Annotated in this window: 10 protein-coding genes (1 of these 10 cut by a window edge); 4 read left to right on the plus strand and 6 right to left on the minus strand. The window is 73.3% G+C overall.

Features of this window, described 5'->3' with window-relative positions:
* The 3 genes from ACFYQ6_RS06235 to ACFYQ6_RS06245 all read left to right on the plus strand — a co-directional run.
* Nucleotides 1–5,222, plus strand: partial view of a lonely Cys domain-containing protein gene (locus tag ACFYQ6_RS06235; RefSeq protein ID WP_388761035.1) — the 3' portion only. The gene continues 26,395 nt to the left of window position 1, outside the view; 5,222 of the gene's 31,617 nt are visible here — the last part of the coding sequence; its start codon lies off the left edge, out of view; its stop codon occupies nt 5,220–5,222.
* Between the two features lie 383 nt (nt 5,223–5,605).
* Nucleotides 5,606–6,331 carry a type VII secretion system-associated protein gene (locus tag ACFYQ6_RS06240; RefSeq protein ID WP_388761038.1) on the plus strand — a complete coding sequence of 242 codons (726 nt, stop codon included), beginning with the start codon at nt 5,606–5,608 and terminating at the stop codon, nt 6,329–6,331.
* Nucleotides 6,324–6,950, plus strand: a complete 627-nt coding sequence (locus ACFYQ6_RS06245) for a type VII secretion system-associated protein (RefSeq protein ID WP_361573313.1) — start codon at nt 6,324–6,326, stop codon at nt 6,948–6,950. The genes ACFYQ6_RS06240 and ACFYQ6_RS06245 overlap by 8 nt, the downstream gene beginning before the upstream one ends.
* A gap of 104 nt (nt 6,951–7,054) precedes the next feature.
* Here the strand turns inward: ACFYQ6_RS06245 and ACFYQ6_RS06250 are convergent, their stop codons facing one another.
* Entirely contained in the window at nt 7,055–7,798 is a 744-nt protein-coding gene (locus ACFYQ6_RS06250; protein WP_361573311.1) for a LamG-like jellyroll fold domain-containing protein, read from the minus strand.
* 304 nt (nt 7,799–8,102) lie between these two features.
* Between ACFYQ6_RS06250 and ACFYQ6_RS06255 the strand changes: the two genes are divergently transcribed.
* On the plus strand, nt 8,103–8,603 hold the full coding sequence (locus tag ACFYQ6_RS06255) for a cupin domain-containing protein (RefSeq protein WP_361573309.1): 501 nt from the start codon (nt 8,103–8,105) through the stop codon (nt 8,601–8,603).
* Between the two features lie 90 nt (nt 8,604–8,693).
* Here the strand turns inward: ACFYQ6_RS06255 and ACFYQ6_RS06260 are convergent, their stop codons facing one another.
* The 5 genes from ACFYQ6_RS06260 to ACFYQ6_RS06280 all read right to left on the minus strand — a co-directional run bounded on the left by ACFYQ6_RS06260 (nt 8,694) and on the right by ACFYQ6_RS06280 (nt 14,600).
* Nucleotides 8,694–10,583, minus strand: coding sequence for an ATP-binding cassette domain-containing protein (locus tag ACFYQ6_RS06260; RefSeq protein WP_361573307.1), 1,890 nt, complete (start codon nt 10,581–10,583; stop codon nt 8,694–8,696).
* A gap of 304 nt (nt 10,584–10,887) precedes the next feature.
* A complete protein-coding gene (locus tag ACFYQ6_RS06265) occupies nt 10,888–11,442 on the minus strand; it encodes a hypothetical protein (RefSeq protein ID WP_361573305.1) in 555 nt (184 codons plus the stop codon).
* 96 nt (nt 11,443–11,538) lie between these two features.
* Nucleotides 11,539–12,651 (minus strand): HAMP domain-containing sensor histidine kinase, encoded by a 1,113-nt coding sequence (locus ACFYQ6_RS06270; RefSeq protein ID WP_361573303.1) that lies wholly within the window; start codon nt 12,649–12,651, stop codon nt 11,539–11,541.
* Entirely contained in the window at nt 12,644–13,339 is a 696-nt protein-coding gene (locus ACFYQ6_RS06275) for a response regulator transcription factor (protein WP_361573301.1), read from the minus strand. The genes ACFYQ6_RS06270 and ACFYQ6_RS06275 overlap by 8 nt, the downstream gene beginning before the upstream one ends.
* 190 nt (nt 13,340–13,529) lie before the next feature.
* Nucleotides 13,530–14,600 carry a LacI family DNA-binding transcriptional regulator gene (locus tag ACFYQ6_RS06280; protein WP_388761044.1) on the minus strand — a complete coding sequence of 357 codons (1,071 nt, stop codon included), beginning with the start codon at nt 14,598–14,600 and terminating at the stop codon, nt 13,530–13,532.
* Nucleotides 14,601–14,925 lie beyond the last annotated feature (325 nt).

A 14,925-nucleotide genomic window follows, 5' to 3' on the forward strand; every position in this document is an offset into this window, starting at 1 on the left:
ACTCCGTGTTGAGCCGCAGGGCCCTCGCGACTCCCGTTCTTCTGCTGCTGACGGGTGTCGGCGGCCCGCCGCCGGAGCTCGCGGACGTGATCGCCCGGAGGCTGGGACGGAGCGTGTGGTGGAGTCCCTTCCCGGCGGACCTGTCCGGGACGGACGACACGGGCAGCCAGGTGCCGACGCTCGTCGACTCGCTGGTGACGATGACGAGCCCGACGGCCGCCGACTGGAAGGAAGCACGTCCCGTCGACCCGGACGGGGCCCCGGAAGGACCGCGCCCCGTCGAGCCGCCGTTGCCCGCGGCTCCTCCGGGCGGTGCGTCCGGAGCGGACGCCCAGTGGGCCTTCGCCACGTCGTCCGGCCCGGCCTCGGCCCCGCCGTCACCCGCCGTCTCCTCCTTCTCCTCCACCTCGCGGTCGTCGTCCACCGGCTCATTGCCCCCGGCCGGTGCGGCCGACCCGCTGCTGTCGGACGCCACTGTTATGGCCGACGGCCACGGCACCCCACGCGGGCGGGACTGGACCGGGTCGGGCATCAGGAACGTCGACGCCTCGCGGGTACGGCTCCACGAGCTGCGGGACGGCGAGCTCCGCACGGTCGCGGACGAGGCGGCACCCTGGGGAGCGGGGGCCTACGTGGTGGCGGCCGACGGCGGCCACGACGAGTCGGTGGTCGCCGACGGCCGGGAGCTGGATCCGGAGACGGCGGCCGGCCTGCTCGCGGCAGATCCCGTGCTGACGTCGCTCCCGCGCGACGTCCCGGTGGTCCTGGTCAGCCCGTACGCGGGCGCCCAGTACGGCCGTACGGCACGGGCGGTGGCGGAGCGACTGGGCCGCAGGGTCTGGGCGCCGAGCGGCGACGGGCGTCTCCTGGGCCCCGTCGGCGTCACCGCGGCCGGGCCCGCCCCGTACCTGCCGTCGCTCCTCGACACCGATCCCGGCGACGCGTACGGCGACTGGGTGCCGTTCGATCCGCCGGCGGACGGGCCCCGGCGGCCCCGGGAGACCGCGGACCGCGAATGGGTCACGGTCGACGGCATCCGTTTCCGCGACAGCGACGTGGACACCCGCCCGCTCGTCGGGACGGACCATCGGTTCGAGGGCCGCGAGTCGATGCCCGACGACGGCCGGAGGCGGCTGAGGGAACGACGGCTGAGGCTGTACCGGGACATGCGCGAGCGTGCGCACGTGCTCCGCCTCGGCGACACGTTCCACACCGTCGCAACCGAGGAGACCACCCCCGACCCGGAGGCCTCGGTCTACACGTTCCACGCCCACGGCGTACCCGGCGGGTTGAAGCTCGCCGACAGACGCGGCCGGGTCCTGCTGCTCGGTGCCGAGGACGGCGGCCGGTACATCGGCGGACTGCCCGAGGTGGTCGCACGGGCAGCCGGCGACGAACTCCACGTCGCCAGTTGCTACGGCGGTGTGGCCGGCGACCCGCTGCGGGAGCAGTCCCTCATCCGGCCCGCACCGCTCGTCGAGGACCCGCTGGAGGAGGTCGCGCTCGCGCAGCACACCGCCAACCACAGCGGGCGCGTCACCACCGCGGCCACCGGCAGGACCGGCTACAACGACACCGCGCGGCTGCTCGCCGCGACGCCCGAGGGCACCCTGGCGCGCATCGAGACCTTCGTACCCGAACCGGTGGCCGCCACGGCCGAGGTGACCGTGGCGGCCGGCCTGCGCCCTCTCCCGTATCCCACGGGCCTCCCCGCCTGGGACGACGAGGGGCCGCGCGCCTTGCGGCTGGTACGGGCGCTGCGTCAGGTCTTCGGCAACGAGGTGGAAGCCGACCGCGGCGTGCCCGGCGGCCGTCACGAGCGACTCCTGCGCGGGATCGGCGCCCTGGAGACGCTGCGGGCGAACGACCCGGCGCTGAGCGCGCTCACCCCGCTGCGCATGGAGCTCTGGCAACTCCTCGCCAGGACGTACGGTGAACCCGCTCAACGGCCGGGCGAGAGCGAGGGGCAGCGGTCGGGCGAGAGGGAGGGGCAGCGGCTGGACGACCACGCGGCTCTCGGACCGGCCCACTACGAGGCCGTGCTCGCCCACGCCCTCGCCGCGCCCCGGGACGCCGCGCTCACCGCCGTGTGGGACGTGCCCGCGCTGCGGACCGCCCTGGACCGGATCACCGGGGGCGGCGACGCGGAGGTGCTCGCCGTGCTGCGGACGACGTCCGGTCCGCCCACGCAGCGCGGGTACGCCCGCGCGCTGTGGGCGATGACCGGGGCCTCCGGTCTGCTGGACGCCATGCCCCCGGCGGCGCGGGAGCAGGTGGGGCGCGCGGCGCTCCACCTGCCCGCCGGCGCCCCGTGGGACGCCTCGGCCGAGGCCCGGCTGCGGGAGCTCGCCGAACAGGCAGTCGCCGCAGGTCGGGATCCGGGCCACCCGGGCGAGCTGGCCGTCTTCCACCTGGAGACGCTGGGGGCGTTCGCCGAAGAGGGCCGGATCCGCGCCCCCGGCGGGGTCCTCCAGGGCCGGAACTGGGGCCCCACGCCCACGCCCGGCGGACTGGACGCCTCACGTCTGTACGTGGCCGGAGCCGGCCCCGGCAACAGCGCGTCCACACCGGAGTTCGCGCCCTGGACCCAGGAGGGCGTCGCGGTCCCGTATCTCGTCCACGCGGAGACGAACTCCGCCGGCGCCGTGGTCCTGCGGCTGCCGGGCGGCACCGTGCAGGTCCCCGTGAGCGAGTTCTTCGCACTCCTGGAGTCCGACCCTGACCACCTGCTGATGAGCCCTCGACGGCCCCTGGTCCTGCTGGTGTCCGGTATGGGCGCGGGACCGTCGAGCGCGCAGCAGCTGCACTCGCTCAGGAACGACCGGACCGTGTGGAGCTACGACGGCCCGGTCACCGTGTCCGGGGGAGACGCCACGCGGCCGGGCCGTGTGACCACCGTCGCCCGTCCCGGGGGCGGGGGCTGGCGCAGGACGGGGCCGCGTCCGGCTGCCGCAGAACCGGCCGTACCAGGGCCTGCGGCGCGCACGTCGGACACCGCCGCGTGGAACGCGGGTACCGGCGGCCCGACTCCGCCGGTCGCGGAGCGGCCGTACTCGGCGGACGGACAGTTCGACCAGCGGTTCGCCGAGACGGCCGAGGCCTTCCCCGTCGCCGCGTCCTCCGATCGGCACACGGTGTGGGGCTACGGTCAGGACGACCCCGACCTGCACGTGTTCGTGGCCGAGATGCCTCAGCTCGGCTTGCGGGGCGAGTACAACCCGGACGGCCCGTCCGCGGGCAACGTCACCGACATGGCCGGGCGCCTGCACTCCGACGGGCCGGCCTGGGACTGGTACCTGCCCGGCCGCGGACTCGTCGCCTCCTCCCGCCTGCTGACGGTGCCGCAGGCCCCTGGCACGCCGGACCCCTCGCCCGTGCCGGTCGGCTGGCCCGCCACGGGACCGGTGAGCCCGACCCCGCCCGTCGCCCCGGCCACCGTCGCCGCGGATCCGGCAGCGCTGGCGGGCAGCACGCTTCCCGAGGCGCTGTGGCGGGACCACGACGGCCCGCTCCACCGCTTCAGCCCCGACGGGCCCGAGCAGGTGTTCCGCGAGGGACTCAAGCCGTACGGCCCCGACATGGTGCACCTCATCGACCACGTCTACGGCGGCAGTGCGCTCGTCCCGCACACCGTCTTCGCGAGCACGACAGCGAACCGTCACTACGTCCGCGACAGCGCCCGCGCGAACCCGATGAGCGCCCCCGCCCTCCACCACCGCTACCGCTGGCGCTACGACCTGGAGGTCCCCGGCGGCATCGACGTGAACGCCACCCTGGGCCTGGCATCGCCCTTCCCCGACCAGGAGGAGGTTCTCTTCCCCGGAGGCGTCCACCGCCGGTACATCCGGGGCGCGCAGCCGATGGCGTACGGCATGCCGATCGGTCCGTACGTCGCCAATCCGCACTTCGCACCGTCCCCGGGCGCCGGCAGCGGTCAGGCGTCCGTCGCGGACGCGGACTTCGCCGGCCCGGCGGAGCGCGCCGCCGACGTGCTCGAGTCCTTCCCGGCACTGTCCCTGGACCCGGATCCTGATTCGGACCCGGATCCTGATTCGGACCCGGATCCCGATTCGGAGCCGGAGCCTGACGCGGAGCCGGAGTCGGCCCCGGCACCTGAGCAGGACGCCGCACCTGGGCCACTTGCCGCGCCGGACTGGGTCCTGGCCCGCGTCCGGTACGCACAAGAGGCGCTGCGCTTCGAGCAGCGGCTGGCCGCGTACCTGGGCGACAACGAGCAGGTCAACGCGGAGTTCGGCAAGGTCGCGCGGGCGCTCTGGCTCATCGCGCTGCACAACCGCACGGACTACCGGCTGTTCGGCAGCGACAGCGGGGAGGACGGCGGCGCCGTCGGGACCTCGTACGAGAGCCTCGCCCGGGTCGTGGAGTCCGGCAACCTGCGCGAGCGGGTGACGTTCCTGTTCAACGGAGTGGCCAGGGACCTCGTCCCCTACCTCATGGGCGGCGTCGAGCCTCAGCACCCGGTGATCGCTCTGGAGCGCCGTGACCGGTACACGAGCGAGCAGCTCGAACGCTTCGAGCAGGAGCAAGCCGAACTCCTCGCGGCCGAGCTGGACCCCGAGGACGAGGCGCGGAAGATGGAGGACCTGGAGGCGATGCTGCGGACACCGCTGCTGCCCCATGAGGTCCGGCCCGCGCTCAGCCCTGCCGAACGGCGCCTCGCGGTCCGGGAGGGCGCCCTGCTCTGGTCACCCGCGGGCCTGCTGCACACGCTGCCGATGTCCGCCGACTTCCAGGCACGCTCCGAGGACTCCGCCGGTCTGGTGCTGACCGGCACCTCCGGCAGCGCCTACCGGATCCTCACGCATGTGGCCCGGCTGCGCCGGCTCGCCGGAGTGCCCGTGGACCTCGGCCTGATCAGAGCCGGACTGGTGAGCGTGCTGGTGGGTGTGGGCCACCACAGCTTCCACGAAGTGATGACCGGCGCCCAGCACGCCCTGGACGAGATCGACCGCTCGTCGGCCTCCGTCTACGTGAACAACTGGGGCCGGTACTGGGACGTGTACCCGCTGACCGAGGACGAGCTGCGCACCTTCGTCGCCCCGGACGGGCTGTTCCCGGACGAGCACGCACGGGCGTTGCACGCCCCGCCGGACACCGGAAGGGCGTTGCACGCCCCGCCGGACACCGGAACGGCCGAAGGGAGCCGTCCGGCCCCCGGCACCGGAGGAGGGGCGGGTAACGACGGCGATGCGCACGGGTGATGAGATGTCCACGCTCCCTCATCCGCGAGCCGGGCATCCGCGCGGCGTGACTGTCAGGAGTGCACCCCATGCCGACCGATAGCGGCCCACCGGAGGGCACCCACGGGCCGATACCCGCTACGGCCGCGGCGCCCGGCGCCGGAGGCCCCGCAGCCTCCGGTCCGGGCGCCTCCGGTCCGGGCGTCTCCGGTCCGGCCGTGTCCGGTCCGGCCGTGTCCGGTCCGGCCGTGTCCCGTCCGGGCGTCTCCGGAGGAGCAGCCCCGGAAACGCCCGTGCCGGGGCACGCGCCTCGGCCCGTACCCGCGCGTTCGCCCGTGTCCGCGCGTCCGGCCGTCGGAGTCCCACGCGGCGAGCCGGACTTCCCGGAGCCACCCGGAGACATCGTGGCGGCGGCCCGAACCGCCCCCGAGCACTGGCTGTCGGTGACCGATCGGCACTGGCTCGGCGGGACCGACGGCGAGCCTGCTCCCCCGTGGGCCGTGCTCGGCCGATGGCGCAGTGACGCGCACGGCGAGATCGTCGAGTGGGAGACCAATCAGGACTACCGCCCCTCGCCCGCGGCGCTCGGCTGGGCGCCGCCCGTCAGTGACGCCGACGCCGCCCTGCACCTGGCCGCCACGGGATACGGGCCGGACGCGGACGTCGCCGAGGCGCTCGCGGAGGCCGGCGAGGTCGCTGTCTGCGTGGACGCTGACGGGGAGCCGACGTGGACGCGGGCGCCCGGCGGCGCACACGCGGTGCCCGTCTTCCCGGTGGCGGGCCGCACGCACCCGGACCGCCTGCCCGCGCATGTGGTGATGGCGCTCCCCGTCCTCCTCGACCGGCTGCCGCCCGGCCGGGACGTGATGCTCCTCAGCCCGTCCGCTCCTGCCGCCCTGCTCGTCCCGGCCGGCGACCTGCGGGCACTGCGGGAGGCCGCGGCGGGTGACACGAGGGCACTGCGGGAGGCCGCGGCCGGCGACCTGCGGGCACTGCGGGAGGCAGCGGTGGACGACACGAGGGCACCGCGCGAGACCTCGGCGGGCGGACCCCCCGCGCGGCACCAGGCCCGGGCCGGGCGTCGCGACAGCGACTCAGGTATCCCCAGTGAGCGAGGACAAGATGAGTGATTCGGGTGCCGTGACTGCCGCCGTTCCCGTGGACCCGGTGCCTCCCGAGGAGTTCGTCCGGGCGGCCGAACTGGCGCCGGACCACTGGCTCTACCTGCCCGATCCCGCGTGGCGGGGAGAGGGCCCGCCCCCGGCCTGGGCCGTGGCCGGTCAGTGGCGTTCCGACTCCCGTGGCGTGATCGTCGAGTGGGAGGACAACGAGGAGTACCGGCCCTCGCCCGAGGCCATGGGCTGGCCCGAGCCGGCCGACGATGTGGACCGCGCCGTCCAGCTCGCCACCACGGGCTACGGCCCGGCGGAGGACGTCGTGGCCGCCCTGGCCGTGGCGGAGGTCGCCGTACTGGTCACGGCGGACGGCGAGCCGGTCAGCGCGGCGGCACCCGACGGCACAGCGGTGGTCCCCGTGTTCACCTCCCCGCGCTATCTCCAGGCCGCCGGGCGGCTGGGCTCCGAACAGGTGCCGTTCGCGGATCTGCTCGGCCGCATCCCCGCGGGCCACAGCCTGTGCCTGAACAGTTCCGCCCCGGTCGGCATGGTGCTGGCCACGGACGGGCTCGCCGAGGCTGTGCGGGCAGCGGCCGGGGCGTCGGAGGCGCCTGCGCCGGCCGTTTCCGAGTAGCGGAGCCGGCGCGTGGACGCCCCCGACCGGTGGGGCGGAAGACGGCACGGGTCGTCCCCGGGGCACCGGTTCCCACAGCGCCTGCCGTGGTGCCGCTCTGACCGTCAGCATGCGGTCATGGCGGCGTGATGGGCGGCGAGGCGCTCCGCGGACAGCTCCCGGGGGTAGACGGCGACCTTGCCGATTCCGCCGAGGAAGTAGGAGCGCAGCGTCGCGCTGCCGATGCGCAGCGGCGAAGTCGTGTTGCCCGGGACGATGTTGTAGTCGGCCAGCGCGTCGCGGTCCCGCAGCCGTCCGTCGCGGTACAGCTTGGTGTGGCCCGGAGGCTCGGCCGGGCCGTCCGGCGCGGTCGTGATGACCAGGGCGTAGTGGATCCATTCGCCGGGCCTCAGGGGATCCTGGAAGTACGAGCCCGCGCCCAGCCCGCCCGGCGGGTTGAAGGCGTAACCGGAGACACGGTTGGCGCGGCCCTCGGTGTTGTCCGCGGAGTAGACGCGCGCGACCCACTCACACTGGTTGACGGTGGCGTAGGTGAGCTTGCCCAGCCAGTGGACGTAACCGGAGCCCTCCGGACGCGGGAAGACGAGTACGTCCGGGCGGAACCATGCCTCGATGGTCAGCGCCCCCGTGGTGGAGACGGACAGTACGTCGCTGTCCGGTACTTCGACGTACTGGCCGGAGGTGCCGTCGAACAAGGTCGCCGTGTCGCCGTTGGGCAGGTGGGTGTGTGCGGGGGAGCCGTGGTACGTCGCGATCAGTCCCCCCGGGGAGACCTCGGTCCCGGCTCCGCCGAGTCCGAGGAACAGCACCGGGTCGTCCGACAGGATCGTCTGGTCGTAGCTGCTCAAGAGCACCCTCTCTGCGGCAGACAGGCGGTGGGGCCACGCGCGCGCCGGCCGTCCCGTGTCCCGTACACCGGGCCGGCGGCGTGCGCCGGCCGACCGTCCCACCGTAGAAGGCGACAGCGCCGGCCGTAACGGCGTCCGGGTAGGCACCGGGATGTGTGCGGGGTGCGCCGGAGCGTGAGCCCGGGCGTGCGCGCTGGGGTTCTGCGAGGGCGCTCCACAGGCTCCCCACGCGCTGAATCGGCCCAGTGGACCAGGGCGCCAATGGCCCAGGATCGTGGGCCTGTTGGGCCCTAGTGTGGATCTCATGACGGACCACACGCATACCTTCGCCCCTGTTCTCACCCGCCACGCCGAAGCCGAGACCTGCGCCGACCCGAGCAGTGTGATGCGCCTGCTCGGTGAGGGCGGCAACACGGAAGGTGGCTTCACCAGTTACCGGTCCACCTTCGCCGAAGGGGCGGTGGGGGCCCCGGCGCACTTCCACACCAGGGCGACGGAACTCTTCTTCGTGCTCGACGGCGCCCTGCGCGTCCTCGTGGACGAAGAAGTGACGGTCCTGCGGGAGGGCGACTTCCTCGCGGTACCGGCCCACACCCCGCACGCGTTCGCCGCCGCACCCGGCTCCACCGCGGACGTACTGTTCGTGTTCGACCGTGCCATGGACCGGTTCGCCTATCTGCGGCTGCTCGGCAGGGTCATGCGCGGTGAGGCGGACCCGAAGGAGATCGCCGAGTCCGCCCAGCGCTTCGACAACCACTACGTCGACAGCCCCGCCTGGCGGGCCGAACTCGACGCCTCGTCCTGAGCCGAAGAGGGAGGCGTCCGGCGCGCCGGCCGTTCACGGAAGCCGGCAGCCGCGCGGTCAGGCGGCGCTCCGCGAGGGCCGGTCCGCGCTCTACCGGTCCTTGGCCAGGGCGACGAGTTCGGCGAACAGGCCGCCCGCGGCGATCAGTTCCTCGTACGCCCCGTGCTCGATCACACGCCCCTCGCTCATGACGACGATGCGGTCGGCGAGACGGGTGTTCTCCAGCTGGTGGGTGACGACGACGGTCATGCGCTCGGCGGCGATGCGTTTGATCTCGAGGAAGATCTGGTGTTCCCCACGAGGATCCATCTGCGACGTCGGTTCGTCCAGGATCAGCAGAGGCGTCCGCCGGTAGAGCGCGCGGGCGCACACGAGCCGCTGCCACTGGCCGCCGGACAGCTCGGCACCGCCCCAGAGTTCCTTGGCCAGGAGTGTGTCGAGCTGCCTGGGCAGCTTCTCCACCGCCTCGCGCATACCGACGGCGTCGACCGCCTCCCATACCGCGTCATCGTCGTACGTCCTGGGCTGCCCGAGGGTGATGTTCTCGCGCGCACGCAGAGGCCAGCACGCGAAGTTCTGCGGGACGAGAGCGGTCCGCTTCCACACGGCGTCCGGGTCCGCCTCCGCCAGATCGACGCCGTCCCACAGGACACGGCCCTTGTCGGCGAGGAGGATGCCGGTCATGAGCTTGGCCAGGGTGGACTTGCCCGAGCCGTTCTCGCCGACGACGGCGAGGATCTCCCCGCGCCGCAGGGTGAGGGAGACACCGGCGACCGCGGGCTCGCTCCTGCCCGGGTAGTGGTGGACGACCTCGTCGAGGCGGATCTCGTCCACCCGGTCGGGAACGGTCAGCTTCCCGCGCGCGGGGGCGCGTTCGGCCGCCATGTCGAGGAAGGTCCGCATGTCCGCAAGGTAGAGCGAGGTGTGGAACATCGCGGCGCCGTGGACGACGAACTGCGAGAGTGCGGCAAGTGTGGCCTGGACGGCGACCACCGCGGTGGCGGCGACCGGCAGCGCGACGCGCCCCGTCGTCGCCAGCCACGCGAGCACGGCCCAGGTGCTCAGCAGGAAGAATCCGCCCAGGGCGCTGGTGGCCAGGACGATCCGCAGCATGCGGGGTGCCGCGGTGAGGGTGCGGCGGTCGATCCGGTCGGAGAGGGCGCGGTACCAATGGACGAGGTAGCCCGTCATGCCGTTCGCGCGGACCTCGTCGCCGTACCGGGAGTAGGTGGCCCACCAGCGCATCATGGAGCGTACGTTGCGGTCCCCGACGTTGAGGTAGTGCGTCTCGTAGTCCACCCGCGCCGACAGCACGGCGCCGATGCCGGCGGGGAGCACGGCCAGCAGGAGCAGGGGCAGCATCATCCAGTGCAGGGCCGTGACGACTCCGGTCGCGGCGATCATGCGCACCAGGGCGGCCAGGAAACGCTGTGCGTCCTGCACCATCATCCGGGTACGGGTGACACCGACCTCTGCGGCCTCCTGGCGGTCGGCGAAACCGTCCTCGCCGTACGCGGACGCTTCGACCCGGCACACCGCGGAGACCAGGGCGATGTCCGCCTCCGTCGTCAGCAGCGGCGTGATCCGGCCGTCGGCGTACGAGGAGAGGGCACTGCCGACGCGGCCGGCGCCCGAGGCCGCCGTCACCACGATCAGCGCGGGCAGGGCCCCGTGCAGGCGTTCGGCGACAGGGCCCTCGTCCAGCAGATGCGTCATGGCCCGCGCGGTGAACGCCAGGACCACGGCTGCCGCGACGCCGGTGAGGAGCTGGCAGAGGAGCAGCAGCACGGCCCCTGCCCTGTCCACCTCCCAGGCCCGGCGCGCGGTGTGCCCGAGTACGGCGGGCAGGCGCATGCACAGTGCCCCGAAACTGGCCTCGGCCAGAGGGTTCTTGCCGTGCTTGCCCTCGAAGGTGATGTCGGCCGGTGGGGGAGGCGGAGGCAATTCCGCCGGTGCGGCCGAAGCGTCGGTCACAGTCACCCTGCATCGCTCCTTGAGTCGTGCCGCACCGGGACGGTTCGGCGGTGCTCGGCTCAACGACGGCCCAAGGGAATCGAACGCGCTCGATTTCGGACGGGCTGGGGCCCTTGCGGGGCAAGGCGTCGCGCGGGCGGCCGCCGCGCTCAGGCCGCCGTCCGGCCGGGAGGATTGGCCGAATCGCCGGTGCCTGAAACGCAGGGGGCGTACGGGGTCAACGAGGCCGGCCGGCAGGGACCTCCGGCTGACCGGCCCTCCTGCCGGCCATCGGCCCGGCTCCTGCCGGGCGGCGAGCCCGCGGTCTCTCCTATCCCTGGAAGAGCGTCAGGAACCAGAACACCGGCAGCGCGAGGATGCCGAGTGCGATGACTCCTATCAGGGAGAACAACCAGACGAAGACGTAGGCCTCACCGTCGCGAAGCTTCCCTCGGCGGGCCGAGGTCAGCAGCCAGTGACCCGGCAGGCCGAGGGTGACGGCCGTCCAGCCGGCGAAGGTGAGGTACTCGGACGCGCCCAGCGGGGAAGGCGCGAACACCACGTCACCCACGCGCCGGACATCGTGCTGTGTCCCGGGGCGCAGCTCGCCGGAGGAGGAGTGGAGCACCAGCGAGCGGGTCGCCGTCGCCCCGGAGCCCGAGGACGCGGAGGACGGTGTGTAGGTGCCCCGGCAGCTGATGTCGGTGTCCTCGAAGCCCTCGTAGCAGCCGGAGACCACGAAGGTGCCCGTCGGCCCCGGGATGCCGGTCAGCGCGGCGAACCGCATGCCGAACAGCAGCCAGACCACGATCAGGCCCCCCGCGAGCCACAGCACGGCGAGCCCGCCGGCCACCCGCCACCACCACGTCCGGCCTGTCCGTCCCATGCGACGCCCCCGCCCTCCCGGCCATCCGTCCGAGGACGCATTACCCCGCGGGGGGACCGTGGAATCGCACGGGTTTGCGAGGGCGGGGTGGGTGCGTCACGTGCCGGCGCCCGGGGGCGCCGACGGCAGTTCCACGGTGATGCGGAGCCCGCCCTCGGGGCGGGGCGTGAGGGTGAGTGTGCCGTCGTGCGCCTGGGTGACACGTTCGGCGATCGCGAGGCCGAGGCCGACGCCCGCGTGGTCGGTGTGCACGCGCTCGGTGCCCCGCTGGAAGGGTTCGGTGAGGGTCGGGACCAGCCGCGGTGCGAGTCGTTCCCCGGTGTTCTCGACGGTGAGCACCACGGTGCCGGGGCGGGCGCCGGTGCTCACCCACACGGTGCCCAGCTCGGGCAGGTTGTGGACGACCGCGTTGTGTACGAGGTTCATGGTCAGGTGCAGCAGGAGCGTGGGCGACCCCATGGTGCCGGCGAGGTCGCCGGAGGTCTCGATCGTCACGCCACGCCTCTCGGCGAGCGGAAGGAGCGTCTCCGTGGCCTCTTCCGCCAGCAACGACAGGTCGACGGCTTCCCGGGTGAAGGAGCGCTGATCGGCACGGCTGAGCAGGAGCAGTGCCTCGGTGAGGTCGATCGCCCGGGTGTTGACGGCGTGCAGACGCTCGATGGCGTCGCGGGCGTCGCTGGTGGGGTCGGCGCGGACCACGTCGAGGAGCGTCTTCGAGACCGCGAGCGGGGTGCGCAGCTCATGGGAGGCGTTGGCCGCGAACCTCCGCTGTTCGGCGACGTGTGCTTCCAGCTGTTCGAGCATGGCGTCGAAGGAGTCGGCGAGTTCACGGAACTCGTCCTCGCGGCCCGGCAGCCGGATCCGGTGCGAGAGCGATCCGCTCGTGGCGGTGCGTGTGGCCTCGGTGATGCGGGTCAGTGGGGCGAGCATGCGGCCCGCGAGGATCCACCCTCCCACGAGGCCGATCACCAGGAGGAAGGCCAGGACCGCGGCTGCCCTCGGCGCGAAGACGTCCAGGAGGTTCGACCGGACGGGGAAGACGCCGTTCGTGGGCCGGTCATCGGCGTTGATGAGCATCGCGCGCTCGGGGACGTACCGCAGGAGGAACACCCACACCGCCGCCAGCAGCAGGACGCCGGCCAGCATGAGGAATCCCGCGTAGCTGAGGGTGAGCTTGAAGCGGACGCTCGGTCCAGGCCGCCTACGCACGGTCGCCGCCCTCGTACCCGGCCTGCGGACGGGTGTCGATGCGGTAGCCCACGCCCGGCAGAGTGGTGATGACCCGGGGTTCGCCGAGGCGCTTGCGAAGGGCCGAGACGGTGATGCGCACGGCGTTGGTGAAGGGGTCGGCGTTCTCGTCCCACGCCCGCTCCAGCAACTCCTCGGCGCTGACGACACCGCCTTCGGCACCGACGAGGACCTCGAGTACGGCGAACTGTTTCCGGGTCAGCGCGATGGGGCGGCCGTCGCGGTGGACCTCGCGGCGGAACGGATCCAGCCGCAGGCCCGCGATCTCCCGTACAGGCGGCCTGATGTGCGCGCGCCGGCGGTCGAGCGCTCTGAGCCTGAGTGCCAGTTCCCGCAGCTCGAACGGCTTCGTGAGGTAGTCGTCGGCGCCGATCCCGAAGCCGGAGGCCTTGTCGTCGAGACGGTCGGCGGCAGTGAGCATCAGGATCGGCAGGCCGCTGCCGGAGGCGACGATGCGTGCGGCGATCTCGTCACCCGACGGTCCGGGGATGTCGCGGTCGAGGACGGCGATGTCGTACGTGTTGACGCCGAGCAGCTCCAGAGCGGTGTCGCCGTCCCCCGCGAGGTCGGCCGCGATGGCTTCCAGACGCAGGCCGTCGCGGATGGCTTCCGCCAGATAGGGCTCGTCCTCGACGATCAGCACACGCATGGTCCCGATGCTACGAGCCCCCGCATGTCGTCGGCATATCGAGAACACGTACCTGCCTCGAGCCCGCGCTCAGCCGGGTGCGGCAGCCCGCCCAGGCCGTCTCCGCCCTCACCGCCCGCCCGGCCACGCCCTCGGCCGTCGGGCATCCCACCGGTGCTCCCGGCGCGGGCCCCGCTCCGCGCGCCACAAGTCAGCGGGTCACGGATCCACCGGTGATCCGGTGGGCGGCGGGCCCGGTGGTGCTGCTCCGGACCGTCAGGCGCGGACCGATCCCTCGGTGCTCCGCGGGGGGACCGCCCTCGATCTCCTGGACCAGCGCCCGCACGGCCGTCCGGCCGATGGCGGCGAAATCCTGGTGGACGGTCGTCAAGGGGGGAATGAAGTTCCCGGCCTCCGGCATGTCGTCGAAACCGGCGACGCTCACATCCTCCGGTATACGCAGCCGCGCCTCCGTCAACGCGCGCAGCACTCCCAGCGCCATCTGGTCGTTGGCCGCGAAGACGGCTGTCACCCCCGGCTCGGCGGCCAGCCGACGTCCCGCCGCGTAACCGGAATCCGAGTACCAGTCGCCGTGGAGCGGCGGGGGCACCGGCCGGCCATGGGCGCGCAAGGTCTCGCGCCAGCCCCGCAGGCGCAGGCCGGCGGAGTCGGAGTCCCGGGGCCCGGCGACGTGCCACACCGTTTCGTGACCGAGCCCCAGGAGGTGCTCGGTCGCCAGCCGTGCGCCCGCCACCTGGTCGGTGTCGACGACGGGGGAGTGGCCGGCCACCCGCGCATCCACCGTCACCACCGGGATCCCGCGGCGCAGCTGCGCTTCGGCCGCGCCGATCAGATGTGACTCGATCAGCACGATGACCCCGTCGACGGCCTGTTCGCCGAGCCGGTCGAGAGCCACGTCCACATCGGCGTGGGTGGGGCGTTCCAGCGGCATCAGCGTGATCGTGTACCGCCGCTCCGTGGCCGCCGCCGCGACCGCCTCCAGGGTGCGCAGATTCCCGTACGAGGTGAGGGTGAAGACGATGACGCCGATACTGCGGAACTGTCCCGACCTCAGCGCCCTGGCCGCACTGTTGGGGCGGTACCCCAGCTCACGCATCGACGCCAGCACACGCTCCCGGGTGGCCGCTCCCACATTGCTGCGGCCGTTCGCGACGCGGGACACGGTCTGTCCGGAGACGCCCGCGTGCCGGGCCACGTCGTCGATGGACGCGTCACGTCTGCGCGGCCGGACCGGCCCGGATTCTGCTTCCACGCCGTCCATGGCTTCTCCCGGGCGCCCGTGCCGAGTACTGAGTGATCCCGCCAGGGTATGCGAGAGGGCGCGCGGCCCCGGCGGGCCCCGGTCGTGCGGAGCCGTGCCCCTGCTGCGCGCTGCGCCGGAGCAGGTGGAGTGGACCGCTGAGCGGCATGAGTTCACGTGGACGGCGGCCGTACCGCACCGCGCACATGCGCCTTCCCGTCGGGGGATACCTCGTTACCTGGTGCAGGAATGTTGACGTCAACACAGCGCCCTGCCTAGGCTCCTGCCGAAGCGGGATGCGGTCGGCGTGACGACGGCGGAGCACCCCGCACAGCCGCGGATCACC

Origin of the sequence: Streptomyces sp. NPDC005494 (genome assembly GCF_042872025.1) — a bacterium.
In the GTDB taxonomy this organism is placed as follows: domain Bacteria; phylum Actinomycetota; class Actinomycetes; order Streptomycetales; family Streptomycetaceae; genus Streptomyces.